Origin of the sequence: Planococcus wigleyi (assembly GCF_014836985.1) — a bacterium.
Taxonomy (GTDB): domain Bacteria; phylum Bacillota; class Bacilli; order Bacillales_A; family Planococcaceae; genus Planococcus; species Planococcus notacanthi.
In genome coordinates, this window is the sequence record NZ_JACSPU010000002.1 from 34,758 (window position 1) to 60,142 (window position 25,385).

Genomic DNA, 25,385 nt, shown 5'->3' on the forward strand with positions numbered 1-25,385 from the left:
ATGTCTAAAGTGAATTTTTTAAAATCGATACATGTGAAGTTTGTATTAATCTATATTCTGTTGATTTTGCTGGCGATGCAGATCATCGGACTTTATTTTGCCCAGCAGCTTGAAGAAACCCTGAAAGGGAACTTTGAAAGCTCCATTAGAGACCGTATGGAAATTATTGAATTCAGTGTCCGGGAAGAAATGATCAAAGAGCGCACAGAGGAAGACCTGACTCTCGAGCAGACATTGCGGACCGTATTATATGGTTTCCAGTCGGACGACATCATTGAAATACGCGTCGTCAATACACGCTACAGCATTCTGGCGTCGTCAGTTATCGAAAACCAGTCATCCGTTGGCCAACGTTCCACGAATGATCTCGTCCGGCGTTCCATCATCGGAGAAACAGAGCTGGAGCAAACGTATGTGGATGAAGAAAGTGAAGAACGCATATGGGTGCGAACGCAGCCGATCATTGCAGCTGGCGGGGAAGTATTGGGAACGTTATACGTCGTGGCGGAAATTGAGAATGTCTATGACCAAATGGACGACATCAACTCTATTTTGGCTGTCGGCACCGCGATTTCTCTTGTGATCACGGCGATTTTGGGGATTCTGGTTGCCCAAACTATTTCACGTCCGATTGCTGATATGCGGAGACAAGCGCAGGCAATGGCTAAAGGGAATTTCTCACGCAAAGTGCGCGTTTACAGCGATGATGAAATCGGGCAGCTTGCCCGTGCCTTCAACCACTTGACGAACCGGCTGCAGGAATCCCAGCAGTCGACTGAAAGTGAACGCCGCAAGCTGGCATCTGTCCTTTCCAATATGACCGATGGCGTTTTGTCGACGGACCGAAGAGGCCGCATTATCCTGATCAACGATCCGGCTCTGCAACTGCTGAATGTTTCACGTGAAACGGTGATTAACCGTCCGGTAACCAGCATATTGGGACTGGAAGAGGAATATACTTTTGAAGATTTGATTGATATGAAAGAGGCACTGACGCTCGATTTCAGTTCATATGAGCAAAGTACTTTACTGCGGACGACGTTTTCAGTCATCCAAAAAGAAACAGGTTTTGTCAATGGGCTGATTGCAGTCCTGCATGACAATACAGAGCAGGAAAAAATCGATATGGAACGCCGTGAATTCGTGGCCAATGTCTCGCATGAATTGCGGACCCCATTGACGACCATGCGCAGTTATTTAGAGGCATTGGCGGATGGGGCTTGGCAAGATCCGAACCTGGCACCAAACTTCCTGAATGTCACGCAAACAGAGACGGAACGGATGATCCGGCTCGTTAATGATCTGCTGAAATTATCGAAAATGGATTCCAGTGACACGGAATTGAGCAAAGAAATGGTTGAGTTCAATGTCTTCTTCAATCGCATCATTGACCGTTTCGAAATGTCGAAATCCCATAAAGTCCGCTTTGAACGGCAGTTGCCGAAAGAACAGTACTTTGTGGAAATCGATCCTGATAAATTGACGCAGGTGATTGATAATATCATTTCCAATGCCTTGAAATATTCGCCGGAAGGCGGAAAAGTCCGTTTTGGCATGACCGTGGAAGAAGGATTCCTGCTGATTCAGATCAGTGATGAAGGAATGGGCATTCCAAAAGAAAATGTGGATCGCATTTTCGACCGCTTTTATCGCGTAGACCGCGCGCGTTCCCGCGAAATGGGGGGAACAGGTTTAGGATTGGCCATTTCAAAAGAGATGATTAACGCTCATGGCGGCGTCATTTGGGCAGAAAGCAAGTATGGGAAAGGAACGACTATTTTCTTTACATTGCCTTTCGAAATGGACGACGATGGAGGTGAGTGGGATTGAAATACGTAGAGCAAATTAAGTCGATAGCATTGTTTTTGCTGATCCTGCTCAGTCTGGCATTGACCTTTACAATCTGGACGTTCACTCCTACCCACGAAACCATCGCGCCTTCAGCCATCGTTGAAGAGCCGATAGCAGAAATCAAGAACACGGAAGAAGTTGTCCGCCCGGTAAAAGTGCTGTTCCATAGCGAAGAGACTGTTACAGGAACTGATGAACAAAGCAGTATCGAGGCAATATTGGACGCGGTGCAGCTTTGGGAAATCCGGGATATAAGGCTCGTTCAGGAAGAAGCGACTCCTGATGCTGTTGAATCCTATATGCACAGTTCCGAGCGAGCGGTCATTTATTATCCAGGTCCGATTCCTTTTCCGGTATTCGATTCGATAACCAATATTGCAGATGTAGCGATTCCCGAATCTTCCTTTAACCGCATTGTCATCGAATGGGAAGCGCCTGCTAATGATCAGCCAGCACTGTATTTTATCAATACGGTATCCGGCAGAATTTATAAAGCGACCATTCCGCCGGCAGCGTTCAAGCAATTCGAAGAGGAATTTGTTACTAAGGCGGCTGAATACGAAACATATATCACGGATGAAGCAATCGGCTCATTGCCGATTTATGTGCAGGAAGGCGATGTCGAAAAACCGAGAGTGAATTATTTGCTGGATGAAATATCAACGGCAAGATTTGCCGAATCATTGCTGGACAGTCCAGGACTGGCATTGTCAGCGGATTTCATGACACAGGAATACACAGATGATTCGGGTGCTTTGATGAGGGAAAACTCAAATAACAAAAGCATCAGCTATGTCCAGCCAAAAGCGGAAACTTCAGATCCGGCAATCCCTTCAGATCTGTTGTTCGATTCACTTGGATATGTCAATGAACATGGCGGCTGGACCGATCAGTATTTCTACGAAGGCATGAATTCATTGAAGCAGCAAATTAAGTACCAGCTATATATCGAAGATTTGCCGGTTTTCAGCACAAGCATAGCCACAGGTTTAGAGATTACCTGGGGAGTGGATGCAGGCGAGGAACAAGTGTACAGCTATCTTCGGCCAACCTATCAATTGGAATCTGAAGCAGAAAAAAGAATGATGGTACTGGCTTCCGGAAAAGATGCCCTGAATGCCGTTAAACAGCTGGATACCGATTTGTCTGCTATAACGGATATTAAACCGGGCTATAAATTGACGGAAAGCGAAGAAAATAAGTTGATCACGTTTGAACCGGCTTGGTATTTCGAAACGAATGGTGCCTGGACAGAACTGACGAGTGAACTGACAGGAGGTCGTAAGCTTGGATTGGAATAAAACCAAGACCATCTTTATTATTGTCTTTTCCATTTTGAACGTCTTTTTATATTCCTTGTATTTGGATCGCTATACAGAAGCCGAGAATTTAGAAGAACTTCCCGAATCATCGGTGGATGAAAAATTAAAAGACGACAAAATCACATATTCAAACCTTCCGGAAAATGTTCAGGATATGCCTTATATTCGAGGCGACATTAAAACCTTCACGGCTAAAGAAGCACCAAAAGATAATGTACGTGTCAATATTCAGGACGGCAAGCAGCTCCAAGTAGCTTTTGAAAAGCCAGCTGCTCTGGCAGGAGAACCGGAAAGCGCTGAAGCATTGACTGCTTTCCTTGAAAAGGAAGTCCATAAAGGCACTTCCTACGGATTATGGGAAATTGATAAAGAACAGAACAAAGCGGTCTTTTTCCAAATTTTTAACGATGAAATGCTTTATTTCAGTGAATATGGAAAAGTCACGGTTTACTGGAATGAAGATGGCGATGTTGTCCGCTACGAACAAACCATGTTTACGGATATCATCGAAAATCAGGAATCCAAAAAATTATTGTCAGCCATCACGGCGATCCATACGCTGTACCAAAAAAATGCGCTGGAACCCAACTTGACCATCACAAAGACCGAATTGGGTTATTCCATGCATGTTCAGGTTTCAGAAAGCCGGCAAATGTTTGTGCCGACTTGGCATATTGAAGCGGAACTTTCAGATGGCAGCCGCCAGGATTATTTTGTTAATGCGGTAAAAGATGGCGTCATCGAATTGAATCAACCACAAGAGGCAGTAGAGTAAGGAGATTTTGCTATGCAATTCAGTGTATTAGCCAGCGGCTCAAGCGGCAATGCCACTTATATAGAAAACGAAGGACATTCCTTTTTGGTCGATGCCGGATTGAGCGGCCGCAAGATGGAAGAATTGTTTGCGGCAATCGGCAAGAAAATGAGTGATTTGGACGGCATCCTGGTTACTCATGAACACAGCGACCATATTAAAGGGCTCGGCATCGTGGCACGCAAGCACAAGGTGCCGATTTATGCCAATGCCAAAACCTGGACGGCGATGGATGGATTGGTCGGAGCGATTCCAGTCGAACAGCGATTTCATTTCGATATGGATACCGTAAAGACTTTTGGTTCACTGGACATCGAATCATTTGCAGTGTCGCATGACGCGGCGGATCCGATGTTCTATGTTTTCCATGCAGGCGGACGGAAGCTGTCATTGATCACCGACACAGGTTATGTCAGCGACCGGATGAAAGGCGTTATCCAGGCATCGGATGCCTATGTGTTTGAAAGCAACCACGATGTCGGCATGCTGCAGATGGGCCGTTATCCATGGTCTGTCAAACGCCGCATTCTCAGTGATGTCGGACACGTTTCCAATGAAGATGCCGCAGTGGCAATGAGCGAAGTGCTCGCTGAAAAACCGACACGCATCTATTTGTCGCATTTGAGCAAAGACAACAACATGAAGGATTTGGCGCGCATGAGCGTCGAACAGACCCTGCAGTCAAAAGGCATCATCGTCGGAGAATACGTCAATCTTCTCGACACCGATGCCAACATCCCAACTAAATTAGTCATTGTGTAAGTTTATTGCTGTTGAAACGCCATTTTGTTGGCTATTCAACAGCTTTTTTATTTTCAGAACTTAAACTGGCTGCTCTCCGTTCCGGTGCTCACTTTCGGGCTTACAGGAGGTGGTGCGACAGGACGTCGCGGTACCATCTGCCAAGAGTTCGCGCAACTGCATTCCAAACATCTAAGTATAGAAAACAGGATTTTTAAGAGTTAAACCAAGATGTAAGAATTAACTCTTTACCATTAAGCGAGCTCAGCGATGTAAAAACAGGCGCTTCAACTTGCTTTGTCAGCTTCAACTTTCTAAACTGTAAAAGTAAGTATAAATTACAGCTTTCAGGAGTCTTAATGAGCGGCTAAGCGGGGTAAACAGGTACTAGATAAAGAAAGGATGAAGGCAATGGGCTATTACAATCAAACACCGAATGGCAGGCAAAAGCCGAGCCGTTTGGGCGCATTTGCTGCCGGGCTTGCAGGAGTGGCGGCGGGTGCATTATTGGTATGGTTATTGTTTTATTCGATGCCGGGGTTGATACCGGATAGTGGCAATGAAACACAGATTGTCCAACAGGAAACCGAAGGACGTTCTGAAGCAGTTTCAGTGGACATCACGACAGATGTCACAGAGGCAGTAGAGATTGCGGCGGATACGGTTGTAGGCGTGACGAATCTGCAGGCAGCCGGAGATTTTTGGTCGCAATCACCTGGACAGGAGCAGGCAGTGGGCACGGGGTCAGGCGTCATCTATAAAAATGAAGGCGGAATCGCACATGTAGTGACCAATCATCACGTCATTGACGGTGCGAATGGCATCGAAGTGACATTATCAGATGGTTCCAAAGTGGAAGCTACGTTGGTCGGCAGCGACATCTGGACGGATTTGGCTGTTCTTGAAATGGATGGAGCCAAAGTACAGGCGGTTGCCCAATTCGGTAATTCAGATGTTTTAAAACAAGGAGAGACCGTCATTGCGATCGGTAATCCCCTAGGGCTGGATTTTTCAGGTTCAGTGACCACAGGTGTGGTTTCGGGAACGGATCGGGCAGTTCCAGTCGATTTGAACGGTGATGGACAAGAGGATTGGCAGGCTGAAGTTCTTCAGACAGATGCCGCCATCAATCCAGGAAACAGCGGCGGTGCTTTAATCAATCTGGCAGGCCAATTGATCGGGATTAACTCCATGAAAATCGCAACATCTGCCGTGGAAGGCATCGGCTTTTCGATTCCCATCAATTCTGCAATGCCAGTCATCAATTCGATTGAAGAAAATGGAGAAATGATCCGTCCCGCGATGGGCATTACGCTGATGGATTTGATTCAAGTGCCTCAAGCGCAGCGTCAAGATACGTTAAATCTTCCTGAAGATATCACACAAGGTGTCGTGGTCAATTCAGTAGTGGAAGGATCAGCAGCGGAGAAAGCCGGAATGGAGCAGTTTGACGTCATTGTAGAGATGGACGGCGTAGCCATCACAGACATCATCGAATTGCGCCAACATCTGTATAATGAGAAAAAAATCGGAGATACCATGACAGTAAGCGCATACCGCGACGGCGAACTGATGGAATTTGAATTGGAACTTGTTGATAACTCAGCTCTATAGGACAGAGAACCTGTGTAGATACTTCTATACAGGTTTTTTTGTTGGATAAATCGTTTGAGTGATTTATAAGTTGAAGCAATAATGCAATATAGTCGATATTCCGCAAACCCGCTGTCAAAGATTTTATATACCATTCTCGAATTCTCTATTTTAACTTCAACAATAAACTTTCGTGTAATACTATTTAAATTCGCTTATTTTTAGATGAATGACAAGATACAATTCCCGAGAAATAAGAAAAAGACATGTGGATAACTTTTTTGGTGTTAATTTTTTATTAACAATCCACAGAAGGAGAAAAGCTTCGCTATCCGTAGCTCTTTTCTTCTGTTAGAATGGGTTGTGGATAAAAGAGAATGAAATGTGTATAACTGTGTGGAATATTCGGAAATCGAAAGAGGTGAAAAAAATGAAGATTAACTGCTGTAAAAACCATGTAGAGCATGCATTAGACATGTTCGTAGCAAAGGCTGAAACATACCCGATTCTTACTGAACTATCTGAAAAAGAAAAGTTATCCACAAAATGCGACTACTGTGAAGAGACTGCAACGTATCTTGTGGCAAATGCATAACTGGGCACAAGATGTAGAAAATCCTGTGGATATGTGTATAACATCTGTGCGTAACTTGTTTGTAAATTTAATGTGAAGGGGGATAACTTGTGAATATCTCAATTATCAGTGTCGGAAAGCTGAAAGAAAAGTACTTGAAGTCGGGCATCGAAGAGTACACAAAACGGCTGGGAAGCTATACAAAGATAAATGAAATAGAAGTAGCAGACGAAAAAGCGCCCGAGCAATTGAGTGATGCCGACATGGAAATCGTCAAAAAGAAAGAAGCAGAGCGGATTTTGGCGAAGATTGCACCGGACGCATATGTTATTGCATTAGCAATCGACGGCAAAATGAAGACTTCCGAGCAGCTGGCAAAAGATATCGAATCACTCATGACCTACGGCCGCAGCAAAATCGTTTTTGTCATCGGAGGATCGTTGGGGCTTCATGATGAAGTATTAAAGCGTGCGGATGAAAAACTGTCGTTTTCAAAAATGACCTTTCCACATCAGTTGATGAAATTGATTTTAGTGGAGCAGGTTTATCGGGCTTTTCGGATTATGAAGGGTGAACCTTACCATAAGTAAATGAGGTTTATCCTATAAATAAAGTCTAACTTATACATGAATTGTCCAAATGCTAAAGACAATCCAGTTATGGAAACTATCCAAGAGAAACAGATTTTATCAGTTGGATATGCTGAATATTGATTTAAATTCTGTTATTTTAGTGGAATATCCTTGGTAAGGCCACCGCGTTTATTAGGATAACTCACTCAATGAAGCAATTGGACCGATTTACTTTTTTAAAAAAAAATTTATAATGATTAAGGATGGATTTTTATTGGGATTTTCTCTTAAAGCGTTTTTATATACTGGGTTAAGAGAAAGCTTGAAGCATAGAAGGCGGGACTGAAATTAATGAAAAAAATTGGATTTGATTCGGAGAAATATTTGCAAGAACAATCAGCTTACATCCTAGAACGGGTGCAGCAGTACGATAAACTTTACTTGGAATTTGGCGGGAAATTGATAGGCGACAAACATGCCAAGCGTGTCTTGCCTGGATTTGATGAAGATGCCAAAATCAAACTATTGCATACACTGAAAGAAAAGGCGGAAATCATCATCTGTGTCTACGCTGGAGACATCGAACGAAACAAAGTCCGTGAAGATTATGGCATCACTTATGACCAGGATGTCTTGCGCTTAATTGATGAATATCGGGCATATGGCATTTCTGTCAACAGTGTCTTGATCACTCGTTATCAAGGGCAACCAACAGTCAAAGTATTTATGACAAAGCTTGAGAGAAGCGGAATTAGCGTCTGCATTCACCGTGAAATCGAAGGTTATCCGACAAACGTGGACGCGGTCCTTGGGGAAGAAGGATTTGCGACAAATCCTTATATCAAAACGACAAAGCCGATCGTGGTAGTAACGGCCCCTGGCCCGGGCAGCGGAAAGCTCGCCACCTGCCTTAACCAAATGTACCATGAGAATAAACTGGGGAATGAAGTCGGCTATGCCAAGTTCGAGACTTTTCCGGTTTGGAACTTGCCGTTAAAGCACCCGGTAAATATCGCTTATGAAGCGGCTACCGTCGATTTGAAAGACGTAAATATGATTGACAATTATCATTATGAAGCATACGGCAAAGTTGCGATCAATTACAATCGCGATATTGAGACGTTCCCTGTCATCAAACGGATTATTGAAAGGATTACCGGTAAAGAGTCTGTTTACAGCTCACCGACTGATATGGGGGTTAATCGTCTGAAATCGGGCATCACTGACGATATGGTTGTGCAGGAAGCTGCCAAGCAGGAAATCATTCGCCGCAGTTTCATCGTAGAGAACGACTATAAAAAAGGGCTTGCTGATGAAGACAGTGTGCGCCACATGCAAGTAATTTTGGAAGAAACCGGTTTAAAGAAAGAGGATCGGGTACCTGTATTGCCGGCCCGTAATTATGCAAAAGCAATCCAAGCGCAAATTGACAGCACGAATTTGCAAGCCGTAATTGCGATAGAACTGCCGAATGGCGAGATAATCACCGGTCGAACGACCACTTTAATGGATGCTTCAGCAGCCGCGATTCTGAATGGGTTGAAGAAATTGACCAATATTTCCGATGAAATTAATTTGTTGTCGCCGATGATTTTACAAACGATTCAACGTTTGAAAACCGATGATTTGAATAGCCGCGTCCCGACATTAAGCGCCAATGAAGTGCTCATTGCACTGGCAATCAGTGCGGTCACCAATCCTACTTCTGAGCTGGCTTATAAGCAATTGCCAAATTTAAAAGACAGCCAAGCTCATTCCACGGTTATATTGAATAGAGAAAACGAACAAACCTTTAAGAAGCTTGGAATCGACATCACCAATGATCCGGTGTATCCAACTGAGAACCTATATTACAATTAGATTTTAGAAAACACCTGCCTTTTTCTTCTTACCTAGAAGTCTGAGGCAGGTGTTTTTCAATTATAGAGTTTACTGAAAAGGGGTGGTCTTCTAATGAGAAGACTGCACCTGAGCTAGTAGACTTATTCAGTAACGCAATCTCGCAAAAGAGCTTAGTCATCAGACTTAGCTCTTTTTGTTTTAAAGAAGAATAAATCAAATAAACCTCGTTTAGATACAATACGGTGAGCCTTATCATAAGTAGGGGAGAATTTCTAAAATAAACGCAGAAAGATATAAGCCAAGTCGCTATCCCTGCACTAAAAAAGAAGCGCCAGGATCATACTCTTGGCGCTTCTTCATATAGAAATTTCTTTACAATGTTAATGCTTATTGAATACATTAGCGCCGGCTTCTGCAACTTGCACATCATGCGGCACGCTGCTCCCGCTGACGCCTATGGCTCCCATTACTTTGCCATTCAAGATAAGAGGGATTCCCCCGCCAAAAACGACAAGGCGTCCGTTATTGGTTGTATTTAATCCGTAAAGTTCAGCTGCAGGAACCGTTGCATCAGCTAGGTTCGATGTAGGCATTTTCAAGGCTACGGATGTCCAAGCTTTGTTTTGGGAAATATCGATACTCGCCAACCACGCATCATCCATCCGGTGAATGGCCATTAGGTTGCCGCCATCATCCACAACGGAAATAACCATGGCAACGCCAATTTTAGTTGCTTCTTCTTCAGCGCCAGCAATAATTTCTTTTACCAGTTCTAAAGTGATTTTTTCCAAAGGAATTAACCTCCTTGTTTTTCCATAAGCAGATAAGAAAGCAATTTACTTATTGAAATGTCCATGGGGATCAATGACAAACTTCTTGGAAGCTCCTTGGTCAAATTCAGCATATGCCTCTGGTGATTGATCTAATGTAATGATCGTTGCGTTTACCGCTTTGGCAATTTGTGCTTTTCCGCTTAAAATCGACATCATCAAGTCACGATGGTATCTCATGACCGGAGTTTGGCCTGTTACAAAAGTATGTGCTTTTGCCCAACCAAGCCCTAAGCGTACCTTCAGTGTTCCGATTTTTGCATCTTCATCGACCGCGCCTGGATCGCCGGTTACATAGAGCCCCGGTATCCCAAGACGTCCGCCTGCACGAGTGACTTCCATAATGGAGTTTAATACGATAGCTGGAGCTTCACCTGCACCTTCTCCATGTCCGCTGGCTTCAAAACCAACACAGTCAATGGCACAATCAACCTCTGGGACACCCAGGATTTGAGCGATTTGTTCGCCGAGATCTGAATGTTCCCGAAGATTTACAGTTTCACAGCCGAAACTATGGGCCTGTGCAAGGCGCTCCTTGTTTAAATCACCTACGATAACGACAGAGGCACCCAGCAGTTGGGCTGAATGGGCAGCAGCTAAACCGACAGGGCCAGCTCCAGCGACATAAACCGTAGATCCTGGTTTTACACCTGCACTCACAGCGCCGTGATAGCCTGTCGGGAAGATATCGGAGAGCATCGTTAAATCAAGGATTTTTTCCATGGCTTGATCTTTATCCGGAAATTTCAGCAACTGGAAATCTGCATAAGGGACCATGACGTATTCCGATTGGCCGCCGACCCATCCACCCATGTCGACATAACCATAAGCAGACCCAGGACGATCCGGGTTTACGTTCTCGCAAATATGTGTGTCTTGCTCTTTACAGCTGCGGCAGCGGCCACAAGCGATATTAAACGGGACAGATACCAGGTCGCCTTTTTTTATGAATTCAACATCACGGCCGACTTCAATGACTTCACCTGTAATTTCATGGCCAAGGACAAGCCCTTCAGGAGCGGTCGTCCGGCCACGCACCATGTGTTGGTCACTACCGCAAATATTCGTAGTCACAACTTTTACTACCACTCCATGTTCGCATTTGCGCCCTACATTCAACGGATTTACCCCGGGACCGTCTCTGATGATTAATTCAGGGTAGCTAATATCTTCAACCGCTACAGTTCCAGCACCTCTGTATACAACCGCTCTGTTTCCTGCCATTTCTGTCATCTCCTATCTAATTTTTTACATATAGAGATTCACTCTTTACACCGGGGCAGCATCATAGAAGGGGAAAACTTTAAGAATTAATATTAAATATTCTCTATCTTCGATTTATTCTAAATTATAATTCTTTTTAATGGAAGAACGCACTTTTTTGTGAGAAGGTTACCTAAAGGATACTTTCAGGAAGAAATGGAAGAAAGGGGCAGTCTGATGGAAGATTTGCGGTCAGAAATAAAAAGGGAAATTGAGAGCGGTGAATTTAATTGCGAAAAAGAACTGACCTTATCGATTATCAGCGGTAAATGGAAAATCATCATTATTTACTATTTGGGAACAGAGGGTGTGTTGCGCTTTAGTGAAATTACACGATTGCTTCCCAAAATTTCACACAAGGTACTGACTACTCAAATTAGAGAATTAGAGGAAGATGGGATTGTCCATCGGAAAGTCTTTGCTGAGGTTCCGTCTAAGGTAGAATATTCGTTAACGGCTTTGGGAGAAAGCCTCATTCCAATCGTTTTAATGATGGATGAGTGGGGGAAGAAAAACATCAAACACTTTCCTGTTGCAAAAAATGTGTGAGGATTCCTTCGTGGGGAATCCTTTTTCGTTTTTCCTAAGGCGTCTTCGCTGTTTTGCTCCATATCTTTAGGGATTTCTCAGCGCCGGAGCATATATCGTAAACAAATGAAATTTATTGCTATACTTTTAGATGTAGAAGAAGCAACCATACTAACTAATGATTGAGAAAGAAAGGTGAACTGTTATGAAAATACTTGTTTTCGGTGCTACTGGCGGTGTAGGGAAGGAAGTCGTGAAGCAGGCCGTGGAAAATGGCTTCGAGGTTACAGCGTTCGTTCGGACACCGGCAAAGCTGGAAGTTGCACATGATCAGTTAACCGTGGTTAAAGGCGATGCCTTCAACCAAGCGGAAGTCTCCGCAGCAATTGCCGGCCATGGTGCGGTCGTATCGTGCTTAGGTTCGAGCCAGGGCATGAAAAAATCAACAGAACTCCGAGAGATGGTTAAACATATCGTAACAGGCATGCAGGAGCATGGCGTGAAACGGATTGTTTATACGGCCTCTGCAGGGATTTATAACGAATTGCCGGGCATAAGCGGGAAATTGATGATGGGCATGCTCAAGAATGCGCTGACAGATCACCGGGCTGCAACTGATTCTATTAAAGCACATGGACTAACCTATACAATTGTCCGGCCGATGGGGTTAACCAATGGACCGTTTTCGGGAAACTACAGAGAAGCGGCAGAGGGTGTACCTGAAAAATCAAAGTCCATCTCACGGGCAGACGTTGCCCACTTCATCTTAAAAGCATTAAAGGACAATAAATATGAAAATGCATCGATTGGAATTGCCAATTAAATCGTATAACAACTCAAGCGGGACCAAGACGTTCAGCAAGTCCTGAAGGATAGCTGGAATGGAAAGCATACGGAGGAGGAGTCGGAAATGATCAGCGAAACCGATTTAAAACATTTGCGCCGATGTGTGGAATTGGCGGAAACCGCATTAGAAAAGGGCGATGAGCCGTTTGGTTCTGTCCTTGTTTCGGCTGCTGGAGAGGTGCTATTCGAAGACCATAACCACGTAGCTGGCGGCGATCATACACAACATCCCGAGTTTGCGATTGCGCGCTGGGCAGCCAATCATATGGCACCGGAAGAAAGAAGCGAAGCGACGGTCTATACGTCAGGGGAACATTGTCCGATGTGTGCTGCGGCTCATGGCTGGGCCGGTTTGGGCAGAATCGTTTATGCGAGTTCTTCCGAGCAATTGGCGGGGTGGTTAATCGAACTGGGCGCTGCTCCGTCGCGTGTGCGGAATCTGTCCATTCAAGAAGTAATCAAAGACACAGTGGTAGACGGGCCTGTTCCTGAGCTGGCGGAGCACATGCACGAGCTCCATGGCCGGCTGCATAGAGCGAAACAGTAAGCCTCCATTGGAAAATAAGCACATACCGACAAAAAAAACAGGACTGTGGCAAGAGATTGAATCTCTTCCACAGTCCTGTTTTTTTTGAGCTTTTCTTATACTAAAACGGGTACTTCACTTCTGATGAGGTGGTCGAAAGCACTCAACGATGCTGTCGCACCCGATCCCATTGAAATGATGATTTGTTTGTATGGAATGTTTGTGCAGTCTCCCGCCGCAAACACACCCGGTACGTTCGTAGCCCCGCGTTGGTCGATGATGATCTCACCGTACTTCGTGCGTTCCACTACGTCGCCTAACCAGTCTGTATTTGGAACCAGACCGATTTGGACAAATACGCCCGATAATTCAATGTGTTTTTCAGCCCCTGTTTGAAGGTCTATATAAGAAATGCCGTTCACTTTATCGGTCCCGGTGATTTCCTGCGTTCGTGCATGCGTGATGACTGTTGCATTCGGCAGGCTGCGCAGGCGGTCCTGAAGGACTGAATCTGCTTTCAGCTCTGCATTGTATTCAAGAACAGTTACATGGTTTACAATGCCCGCAAGGTCGATCGCTGCTTCGACGCCGGAGTTGCCGCCGCCAATTACGGCTACGTCTTTGCCTGCGAATAACGGGCCATCACAATGTGGGCAGTAAGCTACCCCTTTATTCTTGAATTCAGCTTCGCCTGGCACCCCGACATTGCGCCAACGGGCACCTGTTGAAAGAATGACGGTTTTGCCTTTTAGGACAGCCCCGTTTTCAAGTTCGATTTCGATGAACTCTTTCTTTTCTAAACGCTTGGCACGCTGCAGGTTCATCACATCGATGTTGTACTCTTTCACGTGTTCTTCAAGGCTCGCGGCAAACTTCGGCCCTTCAGTATGCTTGACGCTAATGAAGTTTTCGATGCTGAGTGTATCCAGCACTTGTCCGCCAAAACGTTCGGCAACAATGCCCGTACGAATGCCTTTGCGTGCAGCATAGATGGCTGCACTTGCACCCGCTGGTCCGCCGCCGACAACAAGAACTTCGTAAGGCTCTTTATCCGCAAATTCGGACGCATCCGGGGCACTGCCTAATTTAGCTAGCAACTCTTCCAATGACATCCGCCCGCTGGAGAACGATTCTCCATTTAAGAAGACAGTTGGGACTGCCATGATGTCTTTGCTCTCAACTTCTTCTTTGAATGCGCCTCCGTCAATCATCGTATGTGAGATGTTGGGGTTAAGCACACTCATTAAGTTCAAGCTTTGGACAACTTCAGGACAGTTCTGGCAACTTAAACTGATGTAGGAGTCGAAATGGTAAGTGCCTTCAATTTTTTTGATTTGGTCAATCAGTTTCTGATCGACTTTTGGCGCACGGCCGCTTACTTGCAATAAAGCAAGGACCAATGAAGTAAATTCATGGCCAAGGGGAATGCCCGCAAACGTGATGCCGGTTTCTTCTCCGATCCGGTTTACGCTAAAACTCGGTGTTCTTTCCAACTGCGTGTGTTCGACTTTAATCTTGGCAGACATCGAAGACAATTCATCCACCAATGCCAACATATCACGGGAGACGTTGTCAGAGCCTGCGCTGACTTTCAACAGCACATCGCCTTCCAATAATTGAAGATATTGTTCTAATTGAGCTTTTATTTCTGCATCTAGTATCATTATCAGAACTCCTTAAATTTTACCTACAAGGTCAAGGCTTGGCTTAAGTGTTGCGCTGCCTTCTTCCCATTTTGCAGGACAAACTTCTCCTGGGTTGTTGCGCACATATTGTGCGGCTTTGATTTTGCCGACAAGCGTACTTGCATCACGGCCAATGCCGTCCGCATTGATTTCTGCTGCTTGCACAACACCTTCTGGATCAAGGATGAATGTACCGCGTTGTGCCAGACCTGCTTCTTCGTCCAGTACATCAAAGCTGCGGGAAATTCGTTGAGAAGGGTCACCGATCATGATGTATTCGATTGTGCTGATCGCATCTGAATGATCATGCCATGCTTTATGGGTGAAGTGAGTATCCGTTGAAACTGAATATACTTCAACACCTAAACTTTTTAGCGTAGCGTATTGCTTTTGAAGATCCTCAAGTTCCGTAGGGCAAACGAAAGTAAAGTCTGCCGGGTAGAAGCAAACCACACTCCATTTCCCTTTCATGTTTTCTTCAGTAATGTCGATAAATTCTCCGCTTCCGGCATTGTAAGCTGAAGTGGCAAATGGTTGGATTTCTTTTCCGATCAAAGACATATAAAATTCCTCCTAAGTATTATCTTTAGAATGATCATAGTTAATGACTTCATAAAAAATACCAACCGAAGTTATCTACTCGATTAATATGATTATTTAACTATAATTATTCTAATCCTACTATTAATGGTATATGAAATAAATTCTTTGTCAAAGGTAACCCTTTATTTTGAGTTTTTCCTTTAAATACGGTAAAAAAAGGAACTTAAAGTAAAAATCCAACACTTCCAGAAAACCAAATTCAACTTTAAAATCTGGTGAATTTAGAAAATATATATATTTCAGAATACTATTGATTCTTATTTATTAATTTGCATTCGAGTATGGAGAAATAGTTTGTTTCGCTTATTGCAGGATGACAGTCAAACCTGAATTGACTGTCATCCTTTCTTCATCTTAAATATTGTTATAATGAAGAGGTGGTAAAAGCTGCACAAAAACCTTGGATGTCTTTTTATGCATCACACGGATTTTATTAGCCAGGGAGTTGGACTTGAAAATGAATAAAAAAGATATAGCAGATATTCGCAAGCGATTTAAACTGGATACCGATCTACTGAAGATCGCGGAAATTTATAATATCTACATCCAGCAGGAAAGCACGGAAATCTTCCACGAGGAAAGCCGTTCTTTTGCCATGTTGGACCGCGATCAGCAGGAATTGTTCCTTGAGAACTTTAAAAAAGTCTTGGGCGGCAAACTGGATGCGAAGATGTTTGAAGTGAAATTCCAGCCTCAGGAAGAAGGGCAAGCGGATCATACGCAAAAGCTTTTGTATGAAGGGCTGGAGGCAAGTGAGGTTGCTGAATGGAAAGCGAATATGCAGCGCATCGCCTTGAAGATGGTGGAAGAACGGCCATACGAAAAAGACATGGTGGTCACGTTCATCCGCGGGAATTATCATAAGACGACAAGACGCCAGCCCGATGAGACGGAAATCGATATGCGGGACGAAGTGTATACGACATCGTTTATCCTTTGCAGCATGAACCAGACGGAACTGCCGAAAAGCTCATTGGTCTTTGATTTTGTCGAGAAAGAGTATAAAGCGAATGTACTGGTCGATCCGGTCATCAAGCTGAGCTCGCCGATCGGCGGATTCCTGTTCCCAAGCTTCACGGACAATGCCGCTGATATCCATCACATCTTGTACGCAGCAGGCAAAGCGAATAAACCGGATTTCCAGTTTATCGAGAACGTCTTGAATGGCGACGAAATTGTTACAGCTGAGGAAGAGAAAGCGGTCTTTGAAGAAATTGTGAAAGCTGTCATTGGAGAAGAAGTGAACTCAAGAACACTTGCCGGTGTTTACGATGAAATCAATCAGATGCTCGTCGTAGCAGAAGAAAGTGAAGATGATGAAGAAAGCGCGCCGGTTCTGGATACAACAGAAATTACACGTGTGCTGAAAGCGAGCGGCGTCAAAGAAGTCAGCCCCGAAAAAGTGGAACGGGCTTTTCAGCAAGTGGTTCAAGACAAAACCTACGAAATGAAAGCAAGCCATATCGTTCCAAGTTATGCGTCCAAGTCCATCAAAATCAACACGAAAGTCGCAAATATCGCAATCAGCCCTCAAGACTTACGATACGTCAAAGAAGTCAATTACAACGGCAAACGCTGTATTCTGATTGAAGTGGAAGAAGACACGATGATCGAAGGGTTCAAGCTGCTTGCGGAAGAAGAGCTGGAGTAGGAGAGAAAATCTGTGTCCATCCAGTTAAAGAAAACAATCAATAAACCTCATTCAGCCCTGTTACAGAGAGCTGAATGAGGTTTTTTTTTACTAATGATCCACACTCACGTCCACCACATCTCGCCAACAGACTCTTTCACCAGTACAGGTTTCAGATTTTCCACAGCTTTCGTAAATCCTTCATCGATCGACATCAGCCCGTCTTCGTGTTCGATGCTGACGACATAATCGTAGCCGTAAAGGCGCAAAGTACTGATGATGTCAGCCCAGGTCTTTTGGTCGTGGCCGAATCCCACGGTACGGAAATACCAGGCGCGGTCTTTCATCTGAGAATAGTCGGTCATGTCCGTCAGGCCGTTTCGGTTTGTGTTTTGTTGGTCGATGGCGGTGTCTTTGGCATGGAAATGATGGATGGCGTTTTCGCGTCCGAGAATTTTGATGGCTTCCACCGGATCGATGCCTTGCCACCACATATGGCTCGGGTCCAGATTGGCGCCGATAGCCGGACCGCATGCTTCCCGCAGCCGCAGCATGGTCGCGGGGGTGTGGACGGAAAATCCGCCGTGCAGTTCAAGGCCGATTTTCACATTGAGCGATTCGGCGAGCTGGTTCTTTTCTTTCCAATAAGGAATCAGTTTTTCTTGCCATTGCCATTTCAGGATTTCCTGGAAATCGTTTGGCCAGGCGGCAACTGGCCAATTGGGATAAAGCGCGTTTTCGTGGTCGCCGGGACAGCCGGAAAACGTGTTGACGACTGGAACTTCGAGTTTCGAAGCCAGCTGCAAGGTCTTGATGAGCAATTCGTCTGCAGGACCGGCAATTTGCTGTTGCGGATGGAGCGGGTTGTTGTGGCAACTGAGCGCGCTGATCATCAGACCGGCATCTTCAATCTTTTGCTTGAAAGCTTTCTGTTTTGCTTCATCTTCAAGCAGTTCGTCCAATTTGCAATGGGCATCTCCCGGGAAGCCGCCAGTAGCCAGTTCAATTGCCTCGATGCCTTTTGAAGAGACGTAAGCCAACATATCTTCAAAGTTTCTATCGGAAAATAATACGGTAAAGACTCCTAACTTCAATAGAATCCCTCCTCTTAATATTTCTGAATATACTGTCATGTAAACCATTACATTACTAACATATAGAAATAATACGCTTAAATCAATCTATTTCAAAGTAAAAAAATACTTATTGACAGATAATTCTGAATAAATTAAGATGAAAATGTAATCGATTACATTTCGGAACAAGAGCTTGGGGTTAGAAAGAAGGAACGTATATGGCAAACATCCAGCAAGTGGCTAAGCAGGCAGGCGTTTCAGTTGCAACAGTCTCTCGGGTACTCAACGGTAAAGACAAAGTAAGCACAAAAACAAAACTAAAGGTAGAGGAGGCGATCCAATACTTAAATTATGAACCGAGCATGCTCGGCCGGAACCTGCGGAATTCCGAAAGCCGCATTGTGTTGATCCTGATTCCCTCGATTTCCAATCCGTTCTATTTTGAAGTCATCAAAGGAATTGAAAATATGGCACTCAGCCAGAATTACAGCATTTTGCTGTGCGAAACGGATTCGAAGCCGGAAAAAGAAGAGATTTATTTTGATTTGGTTCGGAAAAAGATGGCAGATGGCATCATTTCGATGGATCCGGCGGTAAATGTGGAGACATTGAAAGAACTGGCTGAAAACTATGCCATTATCCAATGCAGCGAATACGGGGGAGGCATCGGAATTCCTTATGTCACCATCGACAGCGAAGAAGCTTCTTACCATGCGGTAAAGCACCTGATCCAGATTGGACACAGAAAAATCGCCTTGATGAATTCCGACGAGAAATTCCTCTATGCACGCGAACGGCGGATGGGATACGAGCGGGCACTTCAGGAACATGGCATTCCGTTGGACGGAGAGTATATCTTCTATACACAGGAATTGGGCTTCGAACAAGGCCAACAAACGATGAAAAAAATTCTTCAGTTGCAGGACCGGCCGACAGCTGTTTTTGCGGTATCGGATTTATTGGCAATCGGTGCATTAAAAGAGATTAATGCAGCAGGACTCCACGTACCGGAGGATGTGGCCGTAGTCGGTTTTGATAAGATTGATTTTTCCAATATGACGAACCCGGCACTGACAACGGTTGCCCAACCGATGTACAAGATGGGAACGGTAGCGGCAAGGATGCTGATTGAAAAGATACAAGGGAAAACAGTGGACAGCATCGTTTTGGGCCACGAACTGGTCATCAGGGAATCGACAACCGGATAAGGAGGCTGAGGCCAGCGCTCTGTTATTAAAAAGCTTGATGATGGAGCGCTGGGCTTAGCTGATACGTAAGCATTCAGGTTAAGAAACGGGTTTTCAAAAATATAAAGGGGTGAATAAAGTGAAGAAATTGTGGATCATTTTATTGTCTTTTATCACAATTTTCGGTTTGGCGGCATGCGGCAGTTCAGAAAGCGGCGGCTCCGGTTCTACGGATGAAGAAGCAAGCGGCGACGAGCAATTGACGATTGGGATCTCTCTTCCTTCGGCAACGCATGGCTGGATGGGCGCTTTAATTGACAGTGCTGAAAAGCAGGCGAAGGCGTTAAAAGAAAGTGAAGGCATTGATTATGTCATGACCAATGCGGAAGATCCGAATACGCAGGCAAACGACGTGGATGATCTGATTGCACAAGAAGTAGACGTTATTGTCATGCTGCCGATTGAATCCGCGGCTTTGAGTCCGGTCGGACAAAAAATCAAAGATGCGGGCATCCCGTTGGTCATTGTTGACCGGGAACTTGAAAATGATGCGGCAACGGTGGTGGTTAAAGGAGACAATGAAGGAATTGGTGTCAATGCAGGAAAATACTTCGTTGAACAATTGAATGGCGAAGGGAAAATCGTTGAAATCACTGGCCCTCCAAGTTCTGTGACGGAACAGCGGGGATCTGGGTTTAAAGAAGCAGTTGCGAGTGAATCAGGAATGGAAATTATTGCATCACAAAGCGGAGACTTCTCGACTGAAAAATCATTGGAAGTCATGCAGAATATTTTGCAGGCAAACCCTGAAATTGATGCCGTCTTCACGCAAGATGATGGGATGGCATTAGGCGTACTGCAGGCCATTAAAGAAGCCGGCCGTACGGATATCCAATTTGTTACAGGTGCCGGCGGAGCAAAAGGCGTTTTTGAAGATATCCAAAACGATGGGCTTATGAAAGCTACGTTCCTTTACTCGCCGACTATGGTGGAAGATGCAGTGAAAATTGCGGGAGACATTGCCAAAGGCGAAGAACCGGCTGAAGCGATGGTTGTAAAAGAAGCAACGCAGGTAACAAAAGAAAATGTCGATGAGTATTACGATCCTGAATCGAAATTCTAGACGAATTGCCGGGAAATGCAATGGAGCCATTGCATTTCCTGTTTTCCTATAAGGGGGTAAAGGCATGGCTTCACATCCTTTTGTGGCAATGAACACCATCGAAAAATCATTTAATGGCGTACCGGTCTTGAAGAAAGTAACACTGGAAGTGGAAAAAGGTGAAATTCATGCATTGCTTGGTGAAAACGGAGCGGGAAAATCGACGTTGATGAATATTTTAGGCGGTGTCCATCAACCAGACAACGGACAGATCTTCATCAATGGCGAGGAAGTTAAAATGGCGGATCCGCATGTTTCACAGGCACAGGGCATCAGCTTTATTCATCAGGAGCTGAACATGGTCGGTGATTTGAGGGTTTATGAAAACATGTTTCTAGGTTCAGAAATTCGCAATAAAATCGGATTTTTGAACGTGGAAGAAATGTGCCGCCAAACCCGCGAAATTTTAGCGGAACTTGGCGTTACCATCAACCCGAAAGAGTATGTCCGCAACCTTGCGACTTCCTATAAGCAATTGATCGAGATTTCAAAAGCGCTGCTGCACAAGTCGCAATTGATCATCATGGATGAACCGACGACGTCGCTTGCAGAGCACGAAGTAAGCCGACTTTTTGTTCTCATGAAGAACTTGAAAAAGTCCGGCGTTTCCATCATCTATATTTCCCATAAGTTGAAGGAAATCCAGGAAGTATGTGATCGCTATACGGTTTTGCGGGACGGCCAGTTGGTGAAGACCGATGTCATGGAAAATGAGAATCTGGAAGTGATCACCAAGCTGATGGTGGGCAAATCCATTTCCCAGGAACGGTATGTGCATGGGCATGAGTTTGGTGAAGTGGCGCTGGAAGTAGAAGGATTGACGAGCGCCGGCTTATTTAAAGATATTAATTTCTCCGTCCGCCAAGGACAGATAGTGGGCTTTACGGGTCTTGCGGGCGATGGCAGAACGGAACTTTTTGAAAGTTTGTTTGGTTACCGGAAGAAATACTCAGGCATCGTGAAAGTGAAAGGCAAACCCGTGAAGATTAATCATCCCCGAAAAGCGCTGCAAGCGGGAATGGGCTATGTGCCGAAAGACCGGAAAGAAAATGCGATCATCAAAGATTTAAGCGTCATCCATAATATGAGCTTGTCATCGATGGGGAATTTTGAGCGGTTGGGTTTTATACAGGGCAAAAAGGAACAGCAGAAGTTCCAGACCTACAAAGAAGCCTTGAATATCAAAGTGCACAATCCGCGAATCACCATCGATAAGTTAAGCGGCGGAAATCAGCAGAAAGTCATCATCGCCAAATGGCTGGAAGCGGAGACGGATATCCTGATTTTCGATAACCCGACACAAGGAATCGATGTGGGGGCCAAACAGGAGATTTACCAGCAGATTCTGATGCTTGCGGAGTTTGGCAAAGCCATCATTATCCTGTCATCCGAAGCCCCGGAAGTGATGCGGATTTGCCACGACATCAACGTCATGTACCACGGCGAAATCACTGCGCGCTTCACAGGCGAAGAGGCAAGCGAAGAGGAAATCATGCATTATGCCACAGGAGCAAAAAGGGAGGGAGAGAAAATTGGCTAATATAGACGCAAAACAATACAGCAGGGAATCTCCAAGCATGAAAAGCCGGATGTCCTGGCTTTGGTCGGAATACAGCGTCATTATCGCATTTGTCATCATTTATATCGGCGCTTCTGCGATGAACCCGCGATTTCTTGATATGAACAATCAACTTAATATCCTGATGCAAGTTTCGATTATCGGGATTATCGCACTTGGCATGACCGTCGTCATGCTGTCAGGTGGCATCGATTTGTCGGTCGGTTCCGTTCTGGCGCTCGCTGGTGTGGTGTCAGTGCTGGCATTGAATGCCTCCGGCAGTATTTGGATCGGCGTTTTGACAGCGCTTTTGGTCGGTTCGTTTGCCGGGTTCCTGAATGGCCTGATGGTCGCGAAAGGAAGAATCGCCTCATTTATCGCTACGCTCGGAATGATGGCAGGGGCACGTTCCATCGCGCTTTATATCGCGGAAGGCGGCAGTGTGTCGGGTGAAGTCAGTGGATTTACCGCTATCGCCAACAGTGATTTTTGGATTTTTGATTTTCCTGTCATCATTTTCTTCGTAATGGCTGTGCTGATTTATGTATTGATGCACAAAACCCGATTCGGCAGGTACGTCTATGCCCTGGGATCAAACGAAAAAGCGGCCATGCTGTCGGCGATCCGAGTAGACCGCATTAAAATTGGGGTCTATACGCTGATTGGAACCTTGGTCGGAATTGCGGCTGTCATTGAAACGTCACGGCTGAATTCGATATCTTCCTCAAGTTCAGGTGCGCAATACGAACTTGACGCCATTGCAGCCGTTATCATCGGGGGCACGCGCATGACCGGTGGACGCGGAAAAATAATCGGAACGATTTTTGGCATCTTGATATTGGGAATCTTGAACAACATGATGAATCTGATGAATGTTTCTCCTCACCTTCAGGGATTCGTTAAAGGATTGATCATCATTATTGCAGTGGTATTTCAAAAAAGAGAATAGGAGGAGATGGGATGGGCATCAAGGTAGGCATTATCGGATGCGGGTCCATAACGAAAATGCGCCATGCACCGGAATATACAGCAAATCCCTATGTCGATGAAATCGTTTTTTATGACCGGAACCTCGACCGGTCAGAAGCGATGGTGGAACTGTTTGGGGGAACGCTCGTAAAGAGCGTGGATGAGCTGTTTGCTGATCCTGACATCGTGGCAATCAGCGATTGTTCCTCAAATGAGCATCATCATCTATTTTCTACACGGGCGCTTCTGAGCGGCAAGCATGTCCTGTGTGAAAAACCGATTTCGTTGACGGTGGAATACGCGAAAGAAATTTTGGCGGCCCAAAAAAAATCCGGGAAAAAGCTGATGGTTGACCATAACCAGCGCTTTACACGCGCCCACCAGAAAGCGAGGGAAATCCTTGCCGGCGGGGAACTTGGAAAGGTGCTGACGTTCCGTACAGCATTCGGACATGCAGGGCCGGAAGCCTGGGGCATCAATAAGACCAAGTCCACCTGGTTTTTCAAAAAGGAGCGGTCCGGATTTGGCGTAGGCGGAGACCTTGGCATCCACAAAATCGACTTGCTGCATTATTTGCTCGATGATGAAATTGTTCAAGTGAGCGCATTTCAAGGAGCGTTGCATAAAGTGGATGAAAACGAGGAGCCGATAGAAGTATGCGACAATCTGGTATGCAGCCTGGCAACCCGAAAAGGGCGTCTCGGAAACGCAGCCTTTTCCTGGACCTATTATGGAGAAGAAGACAACAGCACCGTTGTCTACTGCGAGAAAGGCATCATGAAAATTTATCATAACGAACAGTACCAGCTTGAAATCATCATGCAATCCGGTGAAAAAGTAAATTACGAGCTGGAAGCCATCCAAACTAACGATAACCAGACACCCAGCGGCGTCATCGATGCTTTTATCGACGCCATCCGCCTCGACCAGGAACCGATTGTTACGGGTGAAGATGCACTCAAATCGCTGAAAGTGATGTTAGGCATCATGGAAGCGGCTGATACAAAACAAGTGGTCACCATCGAAAAAGAGTCTCTCCTTCATCGATAAGGAGAGACTCTTTTTGAATGCTTCTGGACGCAATAATCGTTTGGATGAAGAGTCATCTGTTCAGTGAATGTAGAGAATTAAAAATAATTGGTTTTAAAACCTAGTTGACAAGTAGGTTTTAACTGTAGTCTAATGTGAATAAGCTTTTTTCAGTACTAGTAAGACCAAACAACAAAATATAGCTTTAGAACAGGCAAAGGAGGATTCAAATGGCTGCTGAACGACATCCGGTCATCCCACAAGCTGAATCATTTTTTCTAAAAGGCACTAGCACGGGAATATTATTGTGCCACGGCTTTTTAGGCACGCCGCAAAGTGTGAGGGATTTGGGCGAGGCCATAGCTGCACGTGGCTATACAGTTTCTTGTCCTAGACTTCCAGGCCATGGCACGCACTTCAAAGACCTTGAGCATTTTGGCTGCGATGATTGGTTCGCGCGGATAGAAGAGGCCTATAATGAACTGCGACAGACATGTTCCAGCGTTATCGTCATCGGGCAATCGATGGGCGGGACCTTGAGTTTGGATTTGGCCAGCCGCCACTTCGACATTGAAGGAATTGTCCTGATCAATCCGGCGATCAATATCCCTGCGTTTGAAACATACCGCACTCAACCATCTTCCACTTATGTTACAGAAGGCCAGCCGGACATCAAGAAAGAGGATGCAGTGGAAATCACTTATGAGCAGGCGCCAGTGAAAGCGTATCACCAATTATTGCATTATATGAATGCGGTTGATGCTAAACTCTCGGACGTGCGTTGTCCGGTCGTTTGTTTCCAATCGCTTGAAGATCATGTTGTCCCGCCGAGCAACACAGACTATATTCTTACTAAAGTTCAATCAGAAAACACCTATAAATATGAACTGCAAAACTCGTATCATATTGCCTCTATGGACCATGAACTGGATTTTGTCGTCGACAAGGCCATTCAGTTTGTTGAAGAGACGCTTTCAGTGGAAGCCGGAGAAAAACTTCAGAAATGACATAATTTCTAATTAACTAGAAATGAAGAGATAAAATTGAAAAGACTGTTGAAAAGAAGTTGGTTCTTTTCAACAGTCTTAACTTTTGCTTGAGTTTTCATTAGCAAAAATCATCATTTTCGGGTGGGATGGTTGAGTGAGCTTAAGGATGCAGTTCTGCCATATGGATTGGATGCC

The 25,385-nt window shown here is 45.0% G+C and carries 23 protein-coding genes; 18 read left to right on the forward strand and 5 right to left on the reverse strand.

The annotated features are described in order from the left end of the window. From walK to H9630_RS05725, 8 genes are all read left to right on the forward strand, one after another. A complete protein-coding gene (walK, locus tag H9630_RS05690) occupies positions 1 to 1,830 on the forward strand; it encodes a cell wall metabolism sensor histidine kinase WalK (protein ID WP_191714549.1) in 1,830 nt (609 codons plus the stop codon). After that, positions 1,821 to 3,152: a YycH family regulatory protein gene (locus H9630_RS05695; RefSeq protein WP_318247981.1), complete on the forward strand. Its 1,332-nt coding sequence runs from the start codon at positions 1,821 to 1,823 to the stop codon at positions 3,150 to 3,152. The genes walK and H9630_RS05695 overlap by 10 nt, the downstream gene beginning before the upstream one ends. Further along, complete coding sequence (locus tag H9630_RS05700; RefSeq protein WP_191714551.1) at positions 3,139 to 3,948, forward strand: two-component system regulatory protein YycI; 810 nt, start codon at positions 3,139 to 3,141, stop codon at positions 3,946 to 3,948. The genes H9630_RS05695 and H9630_RS05700 overlap by 14 nt, the downstream gene beginning before the upstream one ends. Positions 3,949 to 3,960: 12 nt before the next feature. Continuing rightward, positions 3,961 to 4,749 carry an MBL fold metallo-hydrolase gene (locus tag H9630_RS05705; RefSeq protein WP_191714552.1) on the forward strand — a complete coding sequence of 263 codons (789 nt, stop codon included), beginning with the start codon at positions 3,961 to 3,963 and terminating at the stop codon, positions 4,747 to 4,749. Positions 4,750 to 5,139: 390 nt separating this feature from the next. Next, on the forward strand, positions 5,140 to 6,342 hold the full coding sequence (locus H9630_RS05710; protein WP_191714553.1) for a S1C family serine protease: 1,203 nt from the start codon (positions 5,140 to 5,142) through the stop codon (positions 6,340 to 6,342). A gap of 409 nt (positions 6,343 to 6,751) precedes the next feature. Further along, on the forward strand, positions 6,752 to 6,916 hold the full coding sequence (locus H9630_RS05715; protein ID WP_191714554.1) for a CxxH/CxxC protein: 165 nt from the start codon (positions 6,752 to 6,754) through the stop codon (positions 6,914 to 6,916). An 89-nt stretch (positions 6,917 to 7,005) separates the two neighbouring features. Next, positions 7,006 to 7,485, forward strand: a complete 480-nt coding sequence (rlmH, locus tag H9630_RS05720; RefSeq protein WP_191714555.1) for a 23S rRNA (pseudouridine(1915)-N(3))-methyltransferase RlmH — start codon at positions 7,006 to 7,008, stop codon at positions 7,483 to 7,485. Positions 7,486 to 7,818: 333 nt separating this feature from the next. Then, positions 7,819 to 9,327, forward strand: a complete 1,509-nt coding sequence (locus tag H9630_RS05725; RefSeq protein WP_191714556.1) for a DUF1846 domain-containing protein — start codon at positions 7,819 to 7,821, stop codon at positions 9,325 to 9,327. 362 nt (positions 9,328 to 9,689) lie between these two features. On the opposite strand, the gene H9630_RS05730 is transcribed toward H9630_RS05725, so the two are convergent. Next, positions 9,690 to 10,100: a GlcG/HbpS family heme-binding protein gene (locus H9630_RS05730; protein WP_191714557.1), complete on the reverse strand. Its 411-nt coding sequence runs from the start codon at positions 10,098 to 10,100 to the stop codon at positions 9,690 to 9,692. Between the two features lie 45 nt (positions 10,101 to 10,145). Then, positions 10,146 to 11,363: a formaldehyde dehydrogenase, glutathione-independent gene (gene fdhA, locus H9630_RS05735; protein WP_191714558.1), complete on the reverse strand. Its 1,218-nt coding sequence runs from the start codon at positions 11,361 to 11,363 to the stop codon at positions 10,146 to 10,148. Positions 11,364 to 11,579: 216 nt separating this feature from the next. On the opposite strand from fdhA, the gene H9630_RS05740 reads away from it, so the two are divergent. The 3 genes from H9630_RS05740 (at position 11,580) to H9630_RS05750 (ending at position 13,323) form a co-directional block, all read left to right on the forward strand. After that, positions 11,580 to 11,951, forward strand: coding sequence for a winged helix-turn-helix transcriptional regulator (locus H9630_RS05740; RefSeq protein WP_191714559.1), 372 nt, complete (start codon positions 11,580 to 11,582; stop codon positions 11,949 to 11,951). 184 nt (positions 11,952 to 12,135) lie between these two features. Then, positions 12,136 to 12,753, forward strand: a complete 618-nt coding sequence (locus H9630_RS05745; RefSeq protein ID WP_191714560.1) for an NAD(P)-dependent oxidoreductase — start codon at positions 12,136 to 12,138, stop codon at positions 12,751 to 12,753. Positions 12,754 to 12,840: 87 nt separating this feature from the next. Further along, a complete protein-coding gene (locus H9630_RS05750; RefSeq protein WP_191714561.1) occupies positions 12,841 to 13,323 on the forward strand; it encodes a nucleoside deaminase in 483 nt (160 codons plus the stop codon). A 95-nt stretch (positions 13,324 to 13,418) separates the two neighbouring features. Here the strand turns inward: H9630_RS05750 and ahpF are convergent, their stop codons facing one another. Both ahpF and ahpC read right to left on the reverse strand, forming a co-directional pair. Then, positions 13,419 to 14,966 (reverse strand): alkyl hydroperoxide reductase subunit F, encoded by a 1,548-nt coding sequence (gene ahpF, locus H9630_RS05755; RefSeq protein ID WP_191714562.1) that lies wholly within the window; start codon positions 14,964 to 14,966, stop codon positions 13,419 to 13,421. 12 nt (positions 14,967 to 14,978) lie between these two features. After that, positions 14,979 to 15,548, reverse strand: a complete 570-nt coding sequence (gene ahpC / locus H9630_RS05760; RefSeq protein WP_191714563.1) for an alkyl hydroperoxide reductase subunit C — start codon at positions 15,546 to 15,548, stop codon at positions 14,979 to 14,981. Positions 15,549 to 16,047: 499 nt separating this feature from the next. On the opposite strand from ahpC, the gene H9630_RS05765 reads away from it, so the two are divergent. Then, positions 16,048 to 17,241, forward strand: a complete 1,194-nt coding sequence (locus H9630_RS05765) for a DUF4317 domain-containing protein (protein WP_191714564.1) — start codon at positions 16,048 to 16,050, stop codon at positions 17,239 to 17,241. A gap of 104 nt (positions 17,242 to 17,345) precedes the next feature. Here the strand turns inward: H9630_RS05765 and H9630_RS05770 are convergent, their stop codons facing one another. After that, a complete protein-coding gene (locus tag H9630_RS05770; RefSeq protein WP_191714565.1) occupies positions 17,346 to 18,314 on the reverse strand; it encodes a sugar phosphate isomerase/epimerase family protein in 969 nt (322 codons plus the stop codon). 200 nt (positions 18,315 to 18,514) lie between these two features. Here H9630_RS05770 and H9630_RS05775 point away from each other — a divergent pair, with 200 nt between their 5' ends. The 6 genes from H9630_RS05775 (at position 18,515) to H9630_RS05800 (ending at position 25,208) form a co-directional block, all read left to right on the forward strand. Next, complete coding sequence (locus H9630_RS05775) at positions 18,515 to 19,504, forward strand: LacI family DNA-binding transcriptional regulator (protein WP_191714566.1); 990 nt, start codon at positions 18,515 to 18,517, stop codon at positions 19,502 to 19,504. Positions 19,505 to 19,622: 118 nt separating this feature from the next. Then, positions 19,623 to 20,606 carry a substrate-binding domain-containing protein gene (locus tag H9630_RS05780; protein WP_191714567.1) on the forward strand — a complete coding sequence of 328 codons (984 nt, stop codon included), beginning with the start codon at positions 19,623 to 19,625 and terminating at the stop codon, positions 20,604 to 20,606. 64 nt (positions 20,607 to 20,670) lie between these two features. After that, positions 20,671 to 22,185: a sugar ABC transporter ATP-binding protein gene (locus H9630_RS05785; protein ID WP_191714568.1), complete on the forward strand. Its 1,515-nt coding sequence runs from the start codon at positions 20,671 to 20,673 to the stop codon at positions 22,183 to 22,185. After that, positions 22,178 to 23,152 carry an ABC transporter permease gene (locus H9630_RS05790; RefSeq protein ID WP_225218411.1) on the forward strand — a complete coding sequence of 325 codons (975 nt, stop codon included), beginning with the start codon at positions 22,178 to 22,180 and terminating at the stop codon, positions 23,150 to 23,152. The genes H9630_RS05785 and H9630_RS05790 overlap by 8 nt, the downstream gene beginning before the upstream one ends. Positions 23,153 to 23,163: 11 nt before the next feature. After that, positions 23,164 to 24,222: a Gfo/Idh/MocA family protein gene (locus H9630_RS05795; RefSeq protein ID WP_191714569.1), complete on the forward strand. Its 1,059-nt coding sequence runs from the start codon at positions 23,164 to 23,166 to the stop codon at positions 24,220 to 24,222. 209 nt (positions 24,223 to 24,431) lie between these two features. Next, positions 24,432 to 25,208, forward strand: a complete 777-nt coding sequence (locus H9630_RS05800; RefSeq protein ID WP_191714570.1) for an alpha/beta hydrolase — start codon at positions 24,432 to 24,434, stop codon at positions 25,206 to 25,208. Positions 25,209 to 25,385 lie beyond the last annotated feature (177 nt).